This window comes from Pseudomonas sp. HOU2, assembly GCF_040729435.1.
In the GTDB taxonomy this organism is placed as follows: domain Bacteria; phylum Pseudomonadota; class Gammaproteobacteria; order Pseudomonadales; family Pseudomonadaceae; genus Aquipseudomonas.
This window is the reverse complement of the sequence record NZ_CP160398.1, coordinates 4213280-4230738: the sequence shown is the minus strand read 5'-3', so window position 1 is coordinate 4230738 and position 17459 is coordinate 4213280. Positions and strand designations below refer to the sequence as shown.

The window sequence follows — 17459 nt, the reverse complement described above, 5'->3', positions numbered from 1 at the left end:
CAAACCTTAAACGTCAGCAGCCGGACCGCCGATCGGTGTTTCCGGACGCTCATCCTGAATCACTGGAGGCGGAGGCGTACCCGTGCCACCTGTCCAGTCACGCGGTTCGCGAGGCGTACGACCCGCCATGATGTCGTCGATCTGCTCGGCATCAATGGTTTCGTACTTCATCAGCGCATCGGCCATCGCATCCAGCTTGTCACGGTTGTCCGTGAGGATCTGCTTGGCGGTGCCGTAGCACTGATCGATGATGCTGCGCACCTCGGAGTCGATCAGTTTGGCCGTCTCACCGGAGAAGCTTGCAGCCTGACCACCGCCGCCGCGACCGAGGAACACTTCACCCTCTTCTTCGGCGTACATCAGCGGACCGAGTTTTTCCGACAGACCCCACTTGGTCACCATGTTCCGCGCAATCTGACTGGCACGCATGATGTCGTTGGAAGCACCGGTGGTCACACCGTCGAAACCAAGAGTCATTTCTTCAGCAATACGGCCCCCGTACAGCGAGCAGATCTGACTGATCAACGCACGCTTGGACAGACTGTAGCGATCCTCTTCCGGCAGGAACATGGTCACACCCAGCGCACGTCCACGAGGAATGATCGAGACCTTGTACACCGGATCATGCTCAGGTACGACGCGACCGACAATAGCGTGACCGGCTTCGTGATAAGCGGTGTTCTGCTTCTCTTTCTCGGACATGACCATGGATTTGCGCTCGGCGCCCATCATGATCTTGTCTTTTGCCAGCTCGAATTCTTTCATTTCGACGATGCGCTTGCCGCTGCGTGCAGCGAACAGCGACGCTTCGTTGACCAGGTTGGCCAGATCAGCACCGGAGAAGCCAGGAGTACCACGCGCGATAACGGCAGGAGCCACGTCATCACCCATTGGCACTTTGCGCATGTGGACCTTGAGGATCTGCTCGCGACCACGGATATCCGGCAAACCTACAACAACCTGGCGGTCGAAACGGCCCGGACGCAGCAGCGCAGGGTCGAGTACGTCAGGACGGTTGGTGGCAGCGATCACGATGATGCCGTCATTCATTTCAAAGCCATCCATCTCCACCAGCAACTGGTTGAGAGTCTGTTCACGCTCGTCGTGACCGCCGCCCATGCCGGCGCCACGATGGCGACCGACGGCGTCGATTTCGTCGATGAAGATGATGCATGGCGCGTGCTTCTTGGCCTGCTCGAACATGTCGCGAACGCGGCTTGCACCAACACCCACGAACATTTCAACGAAGTCGGAACCGGAAATAGTGAAGAACGGCACTTTCGCTTCGCCGGCAATCGCCTTGGCCAGCAAGGTTTTACCGGTACCCGGAGGACCGACCATCAATACGCCGCGAGGAATACGACCACCCAGGCGCTGGAACTTGCCCGGATCACGCAGGAACTCAACCAGCTCGCCGACCTCTTCCTTGGCTTCGTCACAACCGGCGACGTCAGCCAAAGTGGTTTTCACCTGATCTTCGGACAGCAGACGTGCCTTGCTCTTGCCGAAGCTCATCGGCCCGCCCTTGCCGCCGGCACCGCCCTGCATCTGGCGCATGAAGAACATGAACACCGCGATGATCACCAGGATCGGGAAGCTGGCCACCAGGAGCTGGGTCCAGATGCTTTGCTGCTCAGGCTGCTTGCCTTCGACCACAACGTGGTTGTCGACCAGATCGCCGATCAGGCCATTGTCCTGGATCGCCGGACGAATGGTCTTGAAGCTGTCGCCATCATTGCGCTTGCCGGTAATTACATAGCCGTCAACGGCTACGCGCTCGACCTTGCCATCCTTGACCTGCTGGATGAAGTCGGAATAGTTGAGGGTCTGCGGCTCGTTAGGGCTGGAGAAGTTGTTCATCACCGTCACGAGGACTGCCGCGATGATCAACCACAGGATCAGATTCTTTGCCATATCGTTCAATTAACTACCCTCTGAAGCAAGCTCCGCTACTGGCGCGCGCTTCGCATGATATTCACCGGCCTAACTTACTACATTACCTACAACTCTGGCAGGCGCCGTCTGTAACCCTTTGTGAAACACTTTCTACACAATATTCGCTTATGCACGCGGGGCAAAATACGAAAAACCTATCGCCCCACCGAAAAACCTCGTTTTACTCGTTACCGCCGCGATAACCCCAAGCCAGCATGTATTGCTCTCGCGAGCTGCCACGGGAAGAATCCGGCTTGATCATCTGGATCTTGTCGAATTTCTTGCGGGCGTCTTTCAGGTAAATATCGAAACCTTCGCCCTGAAAAATCTTGATCACGAAATTGCCACCCGGTTTGAGTATCCGCTCCGCCAGATCAAGCGCCAGCTCACAAAGGAACATGGCTTTGGGCATGTCCACTTCAGGCGTACCACTCATATTGGGGGCCATATCGGAAATCACAAGGTCCACCTGCGAATTACCCACCGCTTCAAGGATTCGCGCGAGCACTTCGTCCTCGGTGAAGTCACCTTGAATGAAGGTCACGTCCGGAATGCTGTCCATTTCCAGGATGTCCGAAGCGATCAGACGCCCCTGACCACCGATCAGCCGGCTGGTGACCTGCGACCAGCCGCCGGGCGCTGCGCCCAGATCGACAACGCTCATGCCGGAACGGATCAGCTTGTATTTCTCCTGGATCTCCAGAAGCTTGTAACTCGCACGCGAGCGGTAGCCATCCTTCTGCGCCTGCTTCACATAAGGATCGTTGACATGTCGTTTCAGCCAACCAAGGCTTGTCTTGGAACGCGCCATTGGGCACCTCGATGATAAGGGTCGTGATTAATTGGGCGGATCCACGAACCCTCGGGTAAAATGGCCGCCATTTTACAGAATCCAGACGAAAGGGTCAGATTATGCCGCTCACTCCAGAGCAGAAGAAACAGTACAAATCCATTGGCCACCACCTGAAGCCGGTTTTGACGGTGGCGGACAACGGTCTGACTGAAGGTGTATTAGCCGAACTCGAACGCGCACTGGCGGATCACGAGCTGATCAAGATCAAGCTCAATATCCTCGATCGCGAGTCGCGCCTGGCGCACATTGCAGAGCTGTGCAAGGTCGGCAAGGCTGACCTGGTTCAGGTCATCGGCAAGATGGCACTGGTTTATCGCAAGAACTTCAGCGTCAACAAGCAGCTGTCGAACGTTCATCGCTTCAAGTGATGACAAGGGTCAAGGGTGTGCTTCGCGCACCCTGCCACTCCATCCCGGCAGCGGTTGCAACACCAACACCACACCGGAGAAGCCCAACAGCAGAAAACTGAATTCCTGCCAGCGCTGCGCCTGCGGCCAGCCGACACGCACTGCAATAAACATCGCACACGCATACAACGCCATCAGCAACACCTGCCCGCGAAAATCCCGCCATAGACTGGCAAGGCCATCGGCCTGTACCAGCACCAAAGCCTGAAAAATCACGCATGCCGCGGCAAAACCCGCCACCGGCACTTCGAATGCATCGGCAACTTCATCGATCAGCAACGGTGCCAGGCCAATCTTGCCCAACACCGGTCGCAAACCGAGATGTATCAACCAGAAGCCGCCGACCCACAACATCTGGGTCAGCTGCCAAAGCATGGCGCCCGCACGTAGCGGGCGCCTGCCTTCAGATGTGACGGACTTCGACAATCTCGTACTCGATAACGCCACTCGGCGTTTTCACGGCGACCACATCACCCTCTTCCTTGCCGATCAAGGCACGGGCCAAAGGCGAGCCAACCGAAATCTTGCCGAGTTTGAAGTCAGCCTCATCCTCACCCACGATGTGGTAAGTGACGCTTTCATCCGTCTCGACGTTGGCGATTTCGACGGTGGTACCGAAGATCACTTTGCCGGTGTGCGGGATAGTCGTGACGTCGATGATGACCTGATTCTGGATCCGGCCTTCGATGTCACGAATCCGCGCCTCGACCATGCCTTGCTGCTCGCGGGCGGCATGGTACTCGGCGTTTTCCTTCAGGTCACCCAACTCGCGAGCCGTACCGATATCCTGGCTGAGCTTCGGACGAACGACCTTGGTCAGGTGAGCGTGTTCTTCTTCCAGGGCTTTCGCGCCCTGGACGGTCATTGGGTATTTGATCATGCCTTCAATCCTGCGTGTAGATCCTGCAAGCGGCGTACGGTCTTCTCGGGACCGAACTTCAGCGCTTCACAGATAGCCTCGCCCGCAGCAATGGTGGTGGTGCAGTAGATCTTGTGCTGCAGGGCATTACGACGAATGGAGTAGGAATCAGCGATCGACTGACGGCCTTCGGTGGTGTTGATGATCAGGGTGACTTCGTCATTCTTGATCATGTCGACCACGTGCGGACGACCCTCGGTCACCTTGTTCACACGACGCACTTTCAGGCCTGCGGCTTCGATCAGCTTGGCAGTGCCGGCAGTCGCGACCACTTCGAAGCCCAAGTTGATCAGATCACGGGCCACGCCTGCAACCAGCGGCTTGTCGTCGTCACGCACGCTGATGAACGCGGTGCCGCCGGTCGGCAGCACTTCGCTCGCGCCCATCTGGGCCTTGGCGAAAGCTTCACCGAAGGTGTCGCCGACGCCCATCACTTCACCGGTGGACTTCATCTCTGGGCCGAGGATCGGGTCGACACCAGGGAATTTGGCGAACGGGAACACCGCCTCTTTCACGCTGTAGAAGTTCGGAATGATTTCCTTGGTGAAGCCGATTTCCTTCAGGGTCTTACCGGCCATGACGCGAGCCGCGATCATGGCCAGGGAGACACCGATGCACTTGGACACGAACGGTACGGTACGCGAAGCACGCGGGTTGACTTCGATGACGTAGATGTCTTCGCCCTGCAGCGCCAGTTGCACGTTCATCAGGCCGACAACGCCCAGTTCCAGGGCCATTTTCTTGACCTGTTCGCGCATCTCGTCCTGGATGTGCGCCGGCAGCGAGTACGGCGGCAGCGAGCATGCGGAGTCACCGGAGTGAACACCCGCCTGTTCGATATGCTGCATGATCGCGCCGATCACTACGTCCTTGCCATCGCAGACCGCATCCACGTCCATTTCGATGGCGCAGTTGAGGAAGTGGTCGAGCAGCACCGGGCTGTCGTTGGACACTTGCACCGCATCACGCAGGTAGCGCTTGAGTTCGTCTTCCTTGTAAACGATTTCCATCGCGCGGCCGCCCAATACGTAGGACGGGCGCACCACCAGCGGATAACCGATTTTCGCGGCAGCGCGAACGGCTTCGTCTTCGCTGCGCACGGTGGCGTTTGGCGGCTGACGCAGGTTCAGGCGCTCAACCATTTGCTGGAAGCGCTCACGGTCTTCGGCACGGTCGATGGCATCAGGGCTGGTACCGATGATCGGCACGCCAGCGGCTTCCAGGGCACGCGCCAGTTTCAGCGGCGTCTGGCCGCCGTACTGGACGATTACGCCTTTCGGCTTCTCGACGCGGCAGATTTCCAGCACGTCTTCCAGGGTTACCGGCTCGAAGTACAGACGGTCGGAAGTGTCGTAGTCGGTGGAAACGGTTTCCGGGTTGCAGTTGACCATGATGGTTTCGTAGCCGTCTTCGCGCAGTGCGAGGGCAGCATGTACGCAGCAGTAGTCGAACTCGATGCCCTGGCCGATACGGTTCGGACCGCCACCCAGAATCATGATCTTGTCGCGACCGGACGGCGCGGCTTCGCACTCTTCCTCGTACGTCGAGTAGAGGTAGGCGGTGTCGGTAGCGAACTCGGCAGCGCAGGTGTCAACGCGCTTGTAGACCGGGAACACTTCCAGTTTTTGACGGTGAGTACGCAGGTTCTTCTCGGTCACACCCAGCAGTTTGGCCAGACGCTGATCGGAGAAGCCTTTGCGCTTGAGCTTGAACATCAGGTCGCGGTCGATGGCGGACAGACCGAGGGTCTTGACCTTCTCTTCGTCCTTGATCAGATCTTCGATCTGCACCAGGAACCACGGGTCGATCATGTTCATGCCGAAGATGTCTTCGACGGTCATGCCGGCGCGGAATGCGTCCGCCACGTACCAGATACGCTCGGCGCCCGGCACGGTCAGCTCGCGCTTGAGGATGCTCATGCTTTCCGGATTGCTCAGGTCGAGCTTCTCGTCCAGACCGCAAACGCCGACTTCCAGACCACGCAGGGCTTTCTGCAGGGACTCCTGGAAGGTGCGGCCGATGGCCATGACTTCACCGACCGACTTCATTTGCGTGGTCAGACGGGCGTCAGCGTTGGCGAATTTCTCGAAGGCAAAACGTGGCAGCTTGGTCACGACGTAGTCGATCGACGGTTCGAAGGACGCAGGAGTCTTGCCGCCGGTGATGTCGTTCGACAGTTCGTCGAGGGTGTAGCCCACAGCCAGCTTGGCCGCGACCTTGGCGATCGGGAAACCGGTGGCTTTCGAAGCCAGTGCCGAAGAACGCGACACACGCGGGTTCATCTCGATCACGACCATGCGGCCGGTGTCCGGGCAGATACCGAACTGCACGTTGGAACCGCCGGTCTCGACGCCGATCTCGCGCAGTACCGCCAGCGAGGCGTTACGCAGGATCTGGTACTCCTTGTCGGTCAGGGTCTGTGCCGGAGCAACGGTGATCGAGTCACCGGTGTGCACGCCCATCGGGTCAAAGTTTTCGATCGAGCAGACAATGATGCAGTTGTCCTTTTTGTCGCGGACAACTTCCATCTCGTATTCTTTCCAGCCGATCAGCGATTCGTCGATCAGCAGTTCCTTGGTCGGCGACAGGTCCAGCCCGCGGGCGCAGATTTCTTCGAACTCTTCACGGTTGTACGCGATACCGCCACCAGTGCCGCCCATGGTGAAGGACGGACGGATGATGCACGGGAAGCCCAGACGCTCGAGGACGGCGTTGGCTTCTTCCATGCTGTGGGCGATACCGGAGCGCGGGCATTCCAGGCCGATGGATTTCATGGCCTTGTCGAAACGCGAACGGTCTTCAGCCTTGTCGATGGTGTCGGCATTGGCGCCGATCATTTCCACGCCGAATTTTTCCAGAACGCCTTCGCGCTCCAGGTCCAGGGCGCAGTTCAGTGCAGTCTGGCCGCCCATGGTTGGCAGCACCGCATCCGGACGCTCTTTTTCGATGATCTTGGCCACGGTCTGCCACTTGATCGGCTCGATGTACGTGGCGTCGGCCATGTCCGGGTCGGTCATGATGGTGGCCGGGTTGGAGTTCACCAGGATGACGCGGTAACCCTCTTCGCGCAGGGCTTTGCAGGCCTGGGCGCCGGAGTAGTCGAATTCGCAGGCCTGGCCGATAACGATCGGGCCAGCGCCGAGAATCAGGATGCTTTTAATGTCTGTACGTTTTGGCATGGGTTTGTCACTCAAATCCGCAGGTCAGTCGGCAAGCCGTCTTGATCGATTTCTGAAGCCCTGAGGGGCGCCACCGATGTCGGGGCCGCCCTCGAGGGCTTCTCGCTACAGTCTCAAGGCGAACGCTTAGCGTCGCTTGGCCATCTCGTTGATGAAGCGGTCGAACAGGGGCGCCACATCGTTCGGGCCCGGGCTCGCTTCAGGGTGGCCCTGGAAGCTGAACGCGCTCTTGTCAGTGCGCTCGATGCCTTGCAGGGTGCCGTCGAACAGCGATTTGTGGATCGCACGCACGTTGGCCGGCAGGGTCGCTTCGTCAACCGCGAAACCGTGGTTCTGGCTGGTGATCATCACGACGCCAGTGTCCAGATCCTGTACCGGGTGGTTGGCACCGTGGTGGCCATGGCCCATTTTCAGGGTCTTGGCGCCAGAGGCCAGAGCCAGCAGCTGGTGACCGAGGCAGATACCGAAGACCGGAATTTCGGTTTCCAGCACTTCCTTGATCGCCTTGATCGCGTAGTCGCAAGGCTCCGGATCACCAGGGCCGTTGGACAGGAACACGCCGTCCGGCTTGAGCGCCAGTACGACGGCCGCCGGGGTTTGCGCCGGCACCACGGTGACGCGGCAGCCGCGCTCGACCAGCATGCGCAGGATGTTCAGTTTGACGCCGTAGTCGTAGGCAACCACGTGATATGGCAGCTCGGACGCTTCGATGGTCGCGTGGCTGTCGGTCTTCAAATCCCAGACAGTGGAGCGCCACTCGTACTTTTCCTTGGTGCTGACGACTTTCGCCAGATCCATGCCCTTCAGGCCCGGGAAGCCTTGCGCGGCGGCAATTGCAGCCTCTTCGGAGATGTTGTCGCCGGCCATGATGCAGCCGTTCTGTGCGCCTTTTTCACGCAGGATGCGGGTCAGGCGACGGGTGTCGATACCGGCGATTGCCACAACGTTGTTGGCTTTCAGGTAGTCGGACAGGGACATCGTGTTACGCCAGTTGCTCGCTACCAGCGGCAGGTCACGGATAACCAGGCCAGCGGACCATACGCGGTCGGACTCGGCATCTTCCGGCGTGGTGCCGGTGTTGCCGATGTGCGGATAAGTCAGGGTAACGATCTGTTGGGCGTAGGAAGGATCGGTAAGGATTTCCTGATAGCCGGTCATTGCGGTGTTGAACACCACCTCACCAACGGTTTGACCGTCGGCTCCAATGGCTTCGCCGCGAAAAATGCTGCCATCAGCAAGGGCGAGTATGGCTGGCTTAGTCAAGAAGACCTCCCGTAAATAACGCATGAAAGGGCAATCGCAGATTGTAAAAAAGCGGAGTGACGTATGGACACGTCACCCCGCTTCTTCACTGAATTATTCTGCGCGCTTTTAGTGGACACACTAAAGCTGTAGCTTACAGAAAAAGGCTTTTTTGGTCCACCGCTAAAGAGCCTAAAAGGCCGGAGAATGCGACAGGCCGTCGCGCGGTGTAGAAAAACCAGCGCAAACCGGGCGTTTGCGCTGGGTGAAACAGTCAATCAATGCAGGTCGAGCACATCCTGCATGTCATACAGACCCGGCTCGCGAGCATCCAGCCACAACGCCGCACGCACCGCACCCTTGGCGAATGTCATGCGACTGGAAGCCTTATGCGTGATCTCCAGACGCTCACCTTCGCAGGCAAACAGCACGGTGTGATCACCGACCACATCACCGCCGCGAACGGTGGCGAAACCGATGGTTTCCCGCTCGCGCGCACCGGTGTGACCTTCACGACCATAGACCGCGACTTTCTGCAGATCACGATCCAGCGCATCGGCGATCACCTCACCCATGCGCAGCGCCGTGCCCGAAGGCGCATCAATCTTGTGCCGGTGATGCGCCTCGATGATCTCGATGTCGGCATCATCGCCCAGCACCCGGGCGGTCATTTCGAGCAGCTTCAGCGACAGGTTGACCCCGACGCTGAAGTTGGCCGCGAACACGATCGGAATATCCTTGCCCGCCTCGGCCAGCAGCTGCTTTTGCGCAGCGTCGAGCCCGGTGGTGCCGATGACCATGGCCTTGCCGGCCTTGCGACAGAACGCGAGGTTTTTCAGCATGACTTCCGGCAGGGTGAAATCGATCAGCACATCGAACTCTTCAGCCACCGATTCGAGGTTGCCGGACAACGGCACACCGATGCGACCCAGCGAAGCCAGCTCACCGGCATCCACCCCGATCAGCGTACTGCCGGGACGAACGATCGCCGCGGTCAGGCCGGTCAGCGGCGCGCGCTGCTGCACGGCCTCGACCAGAATCTTGCCCATGCGCCCGGCGGCGCCCATCACAGCTATACGTCGCATGCCGACTCCTTACAGATCGCCGAAGAAGCGCTTCACACCATCGAACCAACCGGTGGTTTTCGGCGAGTGACTGTTGTCGTCCGCCAGCGAGCTGCGGAATTCTTCGAGCAATTCGCGCTGACGACGGTTCAGATTGACTGGCGTCTCGACCGCTACACGGCACATCAAGTCGCCCGCGCCACCGCCACGCACTGGTGCCACGCCTTTGCCGCGTACGCGGAACTGCTTGCCGGTCTGGGTGCCTTCAGGGATTTTCAGTTTGACGCGACCGTCGAGTGTCGGGATTTCCAGTTCGCCGCCGAGCGCCGCATCAACGAAGCTGATCGGCACTTCGCAGAACAGGTGTTTGCCGTCGCGCTGGAAGATGTCGTGCTCGCGCACGTTGATCACAACATACAGGTCGCCCGTCGGACCGCCCTGAGTCCCCGCCTCGCCTTCGCCGGACAGACGAATGCGGTCGCCGGTATCAACGCCAGCCGGCACTTTCACCGACAGGGTCTTGTACTCTTCGACACGACCGTCGCCGTGGCAGGAATCGCACGGATCGGAAATGATCTTGCCCTGGCCATGGCAGCGCGGGCAGGTCTGCTGCACCGAGAAGAAGCCTTGCTGCATGCGCACCTGACCGATGCCGCCGCAGGTCGGGCACGTCGATGGCGACGAGCCTTTCTTCGCGCCGGAACCATCGCATGGCTTGCAATTGACCAGTGTCGGAACGCGAATATTCACGGTGGTACCGCGCACCGCTTCTTCCAGATTCAGTTCGAGGGTGTAGCGCAGATCGCTGCCACGCTGGGCGCCGCCACGGGAACCGCCGCGACCGCCACCGAAGAAGTCACTGAAGACATCGCCAAAGATGTCCGAGAAATTCTGCCCGCCGAAACCGGCGCCACCGCCACCCATGCTTGGGTCGACGCCAGCATGACCGTACTGATCGTACGCCGCGCGCTTGCTAGAATCGGACAATACCTCGTAGGCCTCGTTGGCCTCTTTGAACAGTTCTTCCGACGCTTTGTCATCGGGATTACGGTCCGGGTGATGCTTCATCGCCAGACGACGATAGGCCTTCTTCAGGTCTGCATCGCTTGAACCACGCTCTACACCCAATACTTCGTAATAGTCACGCTTTGCCATAAGTCTTTTGCACTCTTGAGGACGTTCGGCAAACCCCTCCTGAGGATGGCCAAACTCGTTGAGCCCCAATACAGGCCCGGACCCAACTCACGTCAATTCAACGATCCTGGTCTTTGTTTCATTTGGTACTTGCGGCGCGAAAAGCAGGAGCATTCCCGGCCATACCAGCAGCAGGCGAACCTTGTCGCATGCTGTAAAAATTCGTGTATTCCAGATACGCCAACGCGGGAGCAAGCTCCCGCGCGGCGACATCCTACCAGTCACCGCCGCAAGGCAGTCAACCGGCCGACCAACAACTTACTTGTGGTCTTTGACTTCTTCGAACTCGGCATCGACAACATCGTCAGCCTTTTCAGCTTTCTCGTCGTGCGGTGCCGCGCCTTCAGCAGGCTGAGCCTGTTCGGCGTACATCTTCTGAGCAACCGGAGCCGAGACTTTCGACAGCTCTTCGATCTTCGCTTCGATGGCAGCCTTGTCGTCGCCTTTCACAGCGGCTTCCAGTGCAACCACGGCAGCTTCGATCGCGGTCTTCTCTTCAGCGCTGACCTTGTCGCCCGCTTCGGTAACCATTTTGCGAGTCGAGTGAACCAGTGCATCACCCTTGTTACGGGATTCAGCCAGCTCAGCAAACTTGCGGTCTTCCTCGGCGTTCAGCTCGGCATCGCGAACCATCTTCTGAATTTCTTCATCCGACAGACCGGAGTTGGCCTTGATGGTGATCTTCTGCTCTTTACCGGTCGCCTTATCTTTCGCGCCGACGTGCAGGATGCCGTTGGCGTCGATGTCGAAGGTCACTTCGATCTGCGGCACGCCACGTGGAGCGGGTGGAATGTCGGCCAGGTCGAACTTGCCCAGCGATTTGTTCTGTGCAGCTTGCTTACGCTCGCCTTGCAGGACGTGAATGGTCACAGCGCCCTGGTTGTCGTCGGCAGTCGAGAACACTTGCGATTTCTTGGTAGGAATCGTGGTGTTTTTCTCGATCAGCGCGGTCATCACGCCACCCATGGTTTCGATACCCAGGGTCAGCGGGCTGACGTCGAGCAGCAGAACGTCTTTCACGTCACCGGCCAGAACGGCGCCCTGAATCGCAGCACCCATGGCAACCGCTTCGTCCGGGTTCACGTCTTTACGTGCTTCTTTACCGAAGAAATCAGTAACCAGCTTCTGTACCAGCGGCATACGGGTCTGACCGCCGACCAGGATCACGTCGTTGATCGCGCCAACGTCGATACCGGCGTCTTTCATGGCGATGCGGCAAGGTTCGATAGTGCGCTGAACCAGGTCTTCAACCAGTGCTTCGAGCTTGGCACGCGAGATTTTCACGTTCAGGTGCTTAGGACCGGTAGCGTCTGCAGTGATGTACGGCAGGTTGACGTCGGTCGACTGAGCGGACGACAGCTCGATCTTGGCTTTCTCAGCGGCTTCTTTCAGGCGCTGCATGGCCAGCGGGTCACCTTTGAGGTTCATGCCGCTTTCTTTCTTGAATTCGTCAACGAGGTAGTCGATCAGACGAATGTCGAAGTCTTCACCGCCGAGGAAGGTGTCACCGTTGGTGGCCAACACTTCGAACTGGTGCTCGCCGTCAACTTCAGCGATCTCGATCACGGAAACGTCGAAAGTACCGCCACCCAGGTCATAAACGATCACGGTGTGATCGCCCTTGGCCTTGTCCATACCGTAAGCCAGAGCCGCTGCGGTTGGTTCGTTGATGATACGTTTAACGTCCAGACCGGCGATGCGGCCGGCGTCTTTGGTCGCCTGACGCTGGCTGTCGTTGAAGTAGGCCGGAACGGTGATCACCGCTTCGGTCACAGGCTCGCCGAGGTAGTCTTCGGCGGTCTTCTTCATCTTCTTCAGGATTTCAGCCGAGATTTGTGGCGGCGCCATTTTCTGGCCGTTCACTTCAACCCAGGCGTCGCCGTTGTCAGCCTTGGCGATTTTGTACGGGACCATCTTGATGTCTTTCTGTACGACTTCTTCGTCGAACTTGCGACCGATCAGACGCTTCACCGCGTACAGGGTGTTGTGCGGATTGGTCACTGCCTGACGCTTGGCCGACTGACCAACGAGGATTTCACCATCGTTGGCGTAAGCGATGATCGACGGCGTGGTACGCGCGCCTTCGGCGTTTTCGATAACTTTGGCTACGCCGTTTTCCAGCACGGAGACGCAGGAGTTGGTAGTCCCCAGGTCGATACCGATAATTTTGCCCATGTTCACTCTCCCGAAACTTTGGATTTTGTTGCCGCAGCAGTGGTGGCTAACTGCGGTAATACTTAAACGCTTGACTTCTAAATGGGGGCCTTGCGGCTAATTTCAAGCCTTCTCGTCAATCGAAGGCGAAATTGGCGCCGGCGCCTTGCTGACCACAACCATGGCCGGACGCAACAGGCGACCGTTGAGCTGATAGCCCTTCTGGAACACCTTCAGAACGCTGTTCGGTTCGACGTCAGCGCTTTCCTGCATGGCCATCGCCTGATGGTGAACGGCGTTGAACGGTTCGCCATGCGGATCGATCGCTTCAAGCTGATAGCGCTTGAGGGTGTCGTGGAACATTTTCAGGGTCAGCTCGATGCCTTCGCGCATCGGACGGATGCTTTCGTCGTCCGGGCTGGACAGTTCGAGGCCGCGCTCCAGGCTATCAACGATCGGCAGCAGGTCACCGGCGAATTTTTCCAGCGCAAACTTGTGCGCCTTCTCGACATCCTGCTCGGCACGGCGGCGGACGTTCTGCAGATCGGCAGCTACGCGCAGCGACTGATCCTGCGCGGCGGCCAACTGCTCTTCGAGCACTTGTACACGGGTCGCCAGGTCGTCACCCGAAGTCTCGGGCGCCTGATTGGCTTCTGGATTTTGCGTATCTACTGTCTGTTCGTCAGCCATAGAATTCTCCTTTCAATTACGTCCGCGAGCTGTACTCGCGCTTCTGCCCCGATATATGGGGCCGCAAAATCAGGCTTCAAGGGCCTGCAATGATTAACCCTACAAAAAAGTGCTGCATTGTCATTCCCGCTCGGACTAAGCATTTGATCGGATCAAGCAAATCGAGCTAAGCGAAGCCATTGTCAGGCCGAAACAAAACACTGTATAAATAACCAGACCTAAAGCCTGGGAGCGGCCTTTATGCTGGTGCACCTGTCCGTACACAACTACGCCATCGTTGAACATCTCGATCTCGAACTCGATCGCGGGATGAGCGTGATCACAGGGGAAACCGGCGCCGGCAAGTCGATCATGCTCGACGCGCTGGGCCTGACCCTCGGCGATCGCGCCGACAGCGGTGTGGTCCGCCCGGGCGCCGACAAGGCCGACATTCTCGCCACCTTCGATCTGGTCGACATCCCTGAAGCCCATGCCTGGCTGGCCGAGCGCGATCTCGAAAATGACGGCCCGTGCATTCTGCGTCGGGTGATCACCGCCGAAGGCCGTTCGCGCGGCTATATCAATGGCACGCCCTGCCCGCTCGGCGATCTCAAGGCTCTCGGCGAACTGCTGATCGATATCCACAGTCAGCACGAACACCAGTCCCTGCTGAAAACCGATACCCATCGCCGCCTGCTCGACGAATACGCCGGCGCTACCGATCTGGCCCGTCAGGTGCAACTGGCCGCGCAGCGCTGGCGCCAGACCCGCCAGGAACTGGAGCGCCTCTCCAACTCCGGCGACGAACAACGCGCGCGTCACCAACTGCTCAGCTACCAGCTCGAAGAACTGGAAAACCTCGGCCTCGGCGAAAACGAGCTGGAACAGCTGGAGCAGGAACACAAAAACCTGACCAACGCCGAAACCCTGCTCGGCATTTGCCGACAGGTGGTCGAGCAGTGCAGCGAAAGCGATTCCGGCAACGTACTGAACGCACTGACCGCCAGCCTCAATCGCCTGTCGAGCGTGAACAACTCGGTTGGCGCACTGGGCGAAGCCAGCAGCCTGCTGACCAGCGCGCAGATCCAGGTCGAAGAAGCCGTGGGCGAACTCAACCGCTTCCTCGACAACTTCGATGCCGACCCGGCGCGCCTGCAATATCTGGAAGAACGCCTCGACGCGATTTACACCCTGGCCCGCAAACACCGGATCCAGCCAACCGAAGTCGCCGAGATGCAGCAGAAGTTGCTCGATGAAATCGAAACCCTCAACGCCAATGACGAATCCATCGAGCGCCTGGGTGAAGAACTGGCTTCCTACGCGCGCCATTATCAAGAGAAGGCCCGCGAGCTGAGCGACTTGCGTCATCAGGCCGCCGGCAGCCTTGCCAGCGCCGTGGAACAGGAAATCCAGCGCCTGGGCATGCCGGGCGGGCGCTTCACCATCGAATTGCGCGCCAACAGCAGCGACGAATTGCTGCCCAATGGCCTGGAACAAGTCGAATTGCTGGTCAGCGCCAACCCCGGTCAACCATTGAAAGCGTTGGCCAAAGTGGCCTCCGGTGGCGAGCTGTCGCGGATCAGCCTGGCTATTCAGGTGATCACCGCGCAGACCTCACGGGTGCCGACCCTGGTATTCGACGAAGTAGACGTGGGCATCGGCGGACCGACCGCCGAAATCGTCGGCCAGTTGTTGCGGCGTCTTGGCGATCGCGGGCAGGTGCTGACCGTGACGCACTTGCCGCAAGTGGCGGCGCAGGGTCATCAGCATTTGTTCGTGCACAAGGTGCGTGGTGATCAGGCGACTCACACCGCCGTGTCCAAGCTGAGCAAGAACGACCGTATAGAGGAAGTAGCGCGGATGCTGGGTGGCATCGACCTGACCAAAGAATCTTTGGCTCACGCGAAAAAAATGGTGGTCACCGCAAAAGTTTAAGAGCAGCAGAAAGCACGAAGGCGACCCTTGGGTCGCCTTCGTTCGTTTCGCGAACCTGAATTCGCGCGACATGCTTACTTTTTCTTGCGTACGTACAGCACCAGATTGTGATCTACCAGATCAACACCGTGCTCCTCGGCAATTGCCTTCTGGAGCTTTTCGATTTCCGGACTGACGAATTCGACGACTTCACCGGTTTCCACGTTGACCATGTGGTCGTGGTGGCCACCGTCGGCCAGTTCGAATACCGCGTGGCCACCGTCGAAGTTGTGACGGACCACGAGGCCAGCGGCTTCGAACTGGGTCAGAACACGGTAAACCGTGGCCAGACCGACGTCCTCGCCCGCTTCCATCAACGCCTTGTAGACGTCTTCGGCACTCATGTGACGCTGCTCGGTAGAGTCGAGCATTTGCAGGATCTTGACCCGTGGCAGGGTCACTTTGAGGCCGGCTTTGCGTAGTTCGCTATTTTCAACCATGGTCAGCTTTCTCGCGATGCTGCTTCGCAGCTTCTCTTAATGCGGGTATGATCGGCGTTTACGTTGTCCCAGCCAAGATAGTGGAAGTCGCCCACCGATGCAAAACACCAAGCTCTTGCTAACCAGTTTCACCTTTGTGGGACTGCTCGCACTCGCCGGTTGTTCATTCCCCGGGGTTTACAAAATCGACATCCAGCAGGGCAATGTCGTCACGCAGGACATGATAGACCAGTTACGCCCGGGAATGACCCGTCGGCAAGTACGGTTTATCATGGGTAACCCTCTGCTGACCGACACGTTCCATGCCGATCGCTGGGATTATCTGTACAGCCTGCAACCTGGTGGCGGTGAACGCCAGCAGGAGCGCGTGAGTGTTAACTTCAACTCCAACGACCAGCTTGTCAGCCTGTCCGGTGACTTCATGCCGGGCGTAAGCCGTGACGAAGCCATTCTCGGCAAGGACAGTGGCACCAGCGTGACCGCCCCTGCTGAAAACGCCGAGAAGCCGAAGCCGGAAGAACCAGCCAAACCAGGCTCCTTGCTGGATTCGATCCAGAAGGACGTGGACGGTGTTGAAACCGTTCCGGTTCCGACGCCTGAGCCGCTGGACACCTCGCCGCAGTAATGTGCGAGGCAATAAAAAACCCGGGATTTCCGGGTTTTTTATTGCCTGCGATTTGCTCAGCCTACTGATTTCGTGCCTTGGCTTCGGCAGCCTTGGCCGCCCGCAAGCGCCGAACCTCCTTCGGATCCGCCAGTAACGGCCGGTAAATCTCGATGCGATCCCCTGTCTGAATCAAGCAGGCCTGTGGATCAGCCACCACCTTGCCGAAAATCCCCAGCGGACAATCACTCAGATCCAGCTCAGGAAATTCATCGCTGATACCTGACTTGAGCACCGCCTCACGCACTGTCGTCCCCTGAGGGACGCGCAAAGTGCGCAGAACCTGACGATCCACGGCGGCATACACCACCTCAATCTCGATCACCGGCTCAACCATGCATCTGCTTGGCACGCTGGCAGAACGCATCCACCAACGTATTCGCCGCCTGATTGAACAGCGGACCGAGTGTCGCGCGCACCAGCGGGCCGGCGTAGTCGAACGACAGGTCGAGACTGATCTTGCAGGCCTTCTCGTTCAATGCCTTGAACACCCAGACACCATGCAACTGATTGAACGGACCTTCTTCCAGGTTCATCTCGATCGATTGCCCCGGCACCAGCGTATTGCGCGTGACGAAGTGCTGACTGAGGCCGCCCTTGGCCACGCCAACGCTGGCGCGCATGTGCTCGGGCGAGCTCTCCAGTACCTCGGCGGACGAGCACCACGGCAGGAATTCCGGGTAACGCGCTACGTCGTTGACCAGGTCGTAGAGGAATTGCGCCGGGTATGGCAGCAACGCCGAACGTTGAATATGTGTCGTCATG

At 58.7% G+C, this 17459-nt stretch carries 16 protein-coding genes; 3 read left to right on the top strand and 13 right to left on the bottom strand.

All coding sequences use genetic code 11. The features are described from left to right. Positions 1-6: 6 nt before the first annotated feature. Both ftsH and rlmE read right to left on the bottom strand, forming a co-directional pair. The gene (gene ftsH / locus ABV589_RS19025) at positions 7-1914 is read right to left on the bottom strand and encodes an ATP-dependent zinc metalloprotease FtsH (RefSeq protein ID WP_045122149.1); all 1908 of its coding nucleotides are present in this window, start codon (positions 1912-1914) and stop codon (positions 7-9) included. Between the two features lie 202 nt (positions 1915-2116). After that, positions 2117-2746: a 23S rRNA (uridine(2552)-2'-O)-methyltransferase RlmE gene (rlmE, locus tag ABV589_RS19020; RefSeq protein WP_367083055.1), complete on the bottom strand. Its 630-nt coding sequence runs from the start codon at positions 2744-2746 to the stop codon at positions 2117-2119. Between the two features lie 101 nt (positions 2747-2847). On the opposite strand from rlmE, the gene ABV589_RS19015 reads away from it, so the two are divergent. Continuing rightward, entirely contained in the window at positions 2848-3156 is a 309-nt protein-coding gene (locus tag ABV589_RS19015) for a YhbY family RNA-binding protein (protein WP_003221534.1), read from the top strand. A 9-nt stretch (positions 3157-3165) separates the two neighbouring features. On the opposite strand, the gene ABV589_RS19010 is transcribed toward ABV589_RS19015, so the two are convergent. From ABV589_RS19010 to grpE, 8 genes are all read right to left on the bottom strand, one after another. Further along, positions 3166-3570: a hypothetical protein gene (locus ABV589_RS19010; RefSeq protein ID WP_027610778.1), complete on the bottom strand. Its 405-nt coding sequence runs from the start codon at positions 3568-3570 to the stop codon at positions 3166-3168. A 28-nt stretch (positions 3571-3598) separates the two neighbouring features. Continuing rightward, positions 3599-4075 (bottom strand): transcription elongation factor GreA, encoded by a 477-nt coding sequence (gene greA, locus ABV589_RS19005; protein WP_003221530.1) that lies wholly within the window; start codon positions 4073-4075, stop codon positions 3599-3601. Next, the gene (gene carB, locus ABV589_RS19000; RefSeq protein WP_007961429.1) at positions 4072-7293 is read right to left on the bottom strand and encodes a carbamoyl-phosphate synthase large subunit; all 3222 of its coding nucleotides are present in this window, start codon (positions 7291-7293) and stop codon (positions 4072-4074) included. Before carB ends, greA begins: the two co-directional genes overlap by 4 nt. 126 nt (positions 7294-7419) lie before the next feature. Further along, positions 7420-8556, bottom strand: a complete 1137-nt coding sequence (gene carA, locus ABV589_RS18995; protein WP_367083052.1) for a glutamine-hydrolyzing carbamoyl-phosphate synthase small subunit — start codon at positions 8554-8556, stop codon at positions 7420-7422. Positions 8557-8813: 257 nt separating this feature from the next. Then, positions 8814-9620, bottom strand: a complete 807-nt coding sequence (dapB, locus tag ABV589_RS18990; RefSeq protein ID WP_108591473.1) for a 4-hydroxy-tetrahydrodipicolinate reductase — start codon at positions 9618-9620, stop codon at positions 8814-8816. Positions 9621-9629: 9 nt separating this feature from the next. After that, positions 9630-10754, bottom strand: a complete 1125-nt coding sequence (gene dnaJ / locus ABV589_RS18985) for a molecular chaperone DnaJ (RefSeq protein ID WP_003221522.1) — start codon at positions 10752-10754, stop codon at positions 9630-9632. 297 nt (positions 10755-11051) lie between these two features. Then, positions 11052-12968 (bottom strand): molecular chaperone DnaK, encoded by a 1917-nt coding sequence (gene dnaK / locus ABV589_RS18980; RefSeq protein ID WP_003221521.1) that lies wholly within the window; start codon positions 12966-12968, stop codon positions 11052-11054. A 102-nt stretch (positions 12969-13070) separates the two neighbouring features. Further along, positions 13071-13637 (bottom strand): nucleotide exchange factor GrpE, encoded by a 567-nt coding sequence (grpE, locus tag ABV589_RS18975; RefSeq protein ID WP_007961425.1) that lies wholly within the window; start codon positions 13635-13637, stop codon positions 13071-13073. Positions 13638-13877: 240 nt separating this feature from the next. Here grpE and recN point away from each other — a divergent pair, with 240 nt between their 5' ends. Further along, on the top strand, positions 13878-15551 hold the full coding sequence (recN, locus tag ABV589_RS18970; RefSeq protein WP_367083051.1) for a DNA repair protein RecN: 1674 nt from the start codon (positions 13878-13880) through the stop codon (positions 15549-15551). A gap of 74 nt (positions 15552-15625) precedes the next feature. Here the strand turns inward: recN and fur are convergent, their stop codons facing one another. Further along, on the bottom strand, positions 15626-16030 hold the full coding sequence (gene fur, locus ABV589_RS18965) for a ferric iron uptake transcriptional regulator (RefSeq protein WP_003221515.1): 405 nt from the start codon (positions 16028-16030) through the stop codon (positions 15626-15628). 97 nt (positions 16031-16127) lie between these two features. Here fur and ABV589_RS18960 point away from each other — a divergent pair, with 97 nt between their 5' ends. Continuing rightward, positions 16128-16655, top strand: a complete 528-nt coding sequence (locus ABV589_RS18960; RefSeq protein WP_007961419.1) for an outer membrane protein assembly factor BamE — start codon at positions 16128-16130, stop codon at positions 16653-16655. Between the two features lie 61 nt (positions 16656-16716). On the opposite strand, the gene ABV589_RS18955 is transcribed toward ABV589_RS18960, so the two are convergent. After that, on the bottom strand, positions 16717-17031 hold the full coding sequence (locus ABV589_RS18955; protein ID WP_367083049.1) for an RnfH family protein: 315 nt from the start codon (positions 17029-17031) through the stop codon (positions 16717-16719). Beyond that, positions 17024-17458, bottom strand: a complete 435-nt coding sequence (locus ABV589_RS18950) for a type II toxin-antitoxin system RatA family toxin (RefSeq protein ID WP_003221509.1) — start codon at positions 17456-17458, stop codon at positions 17024-17026. Before ABV589_RS18950 ends, ABV589_RS18955 begins: the two co-directional genes overlap by 8 nt. Position 17459: the final 1 nt, after the last annotated feature.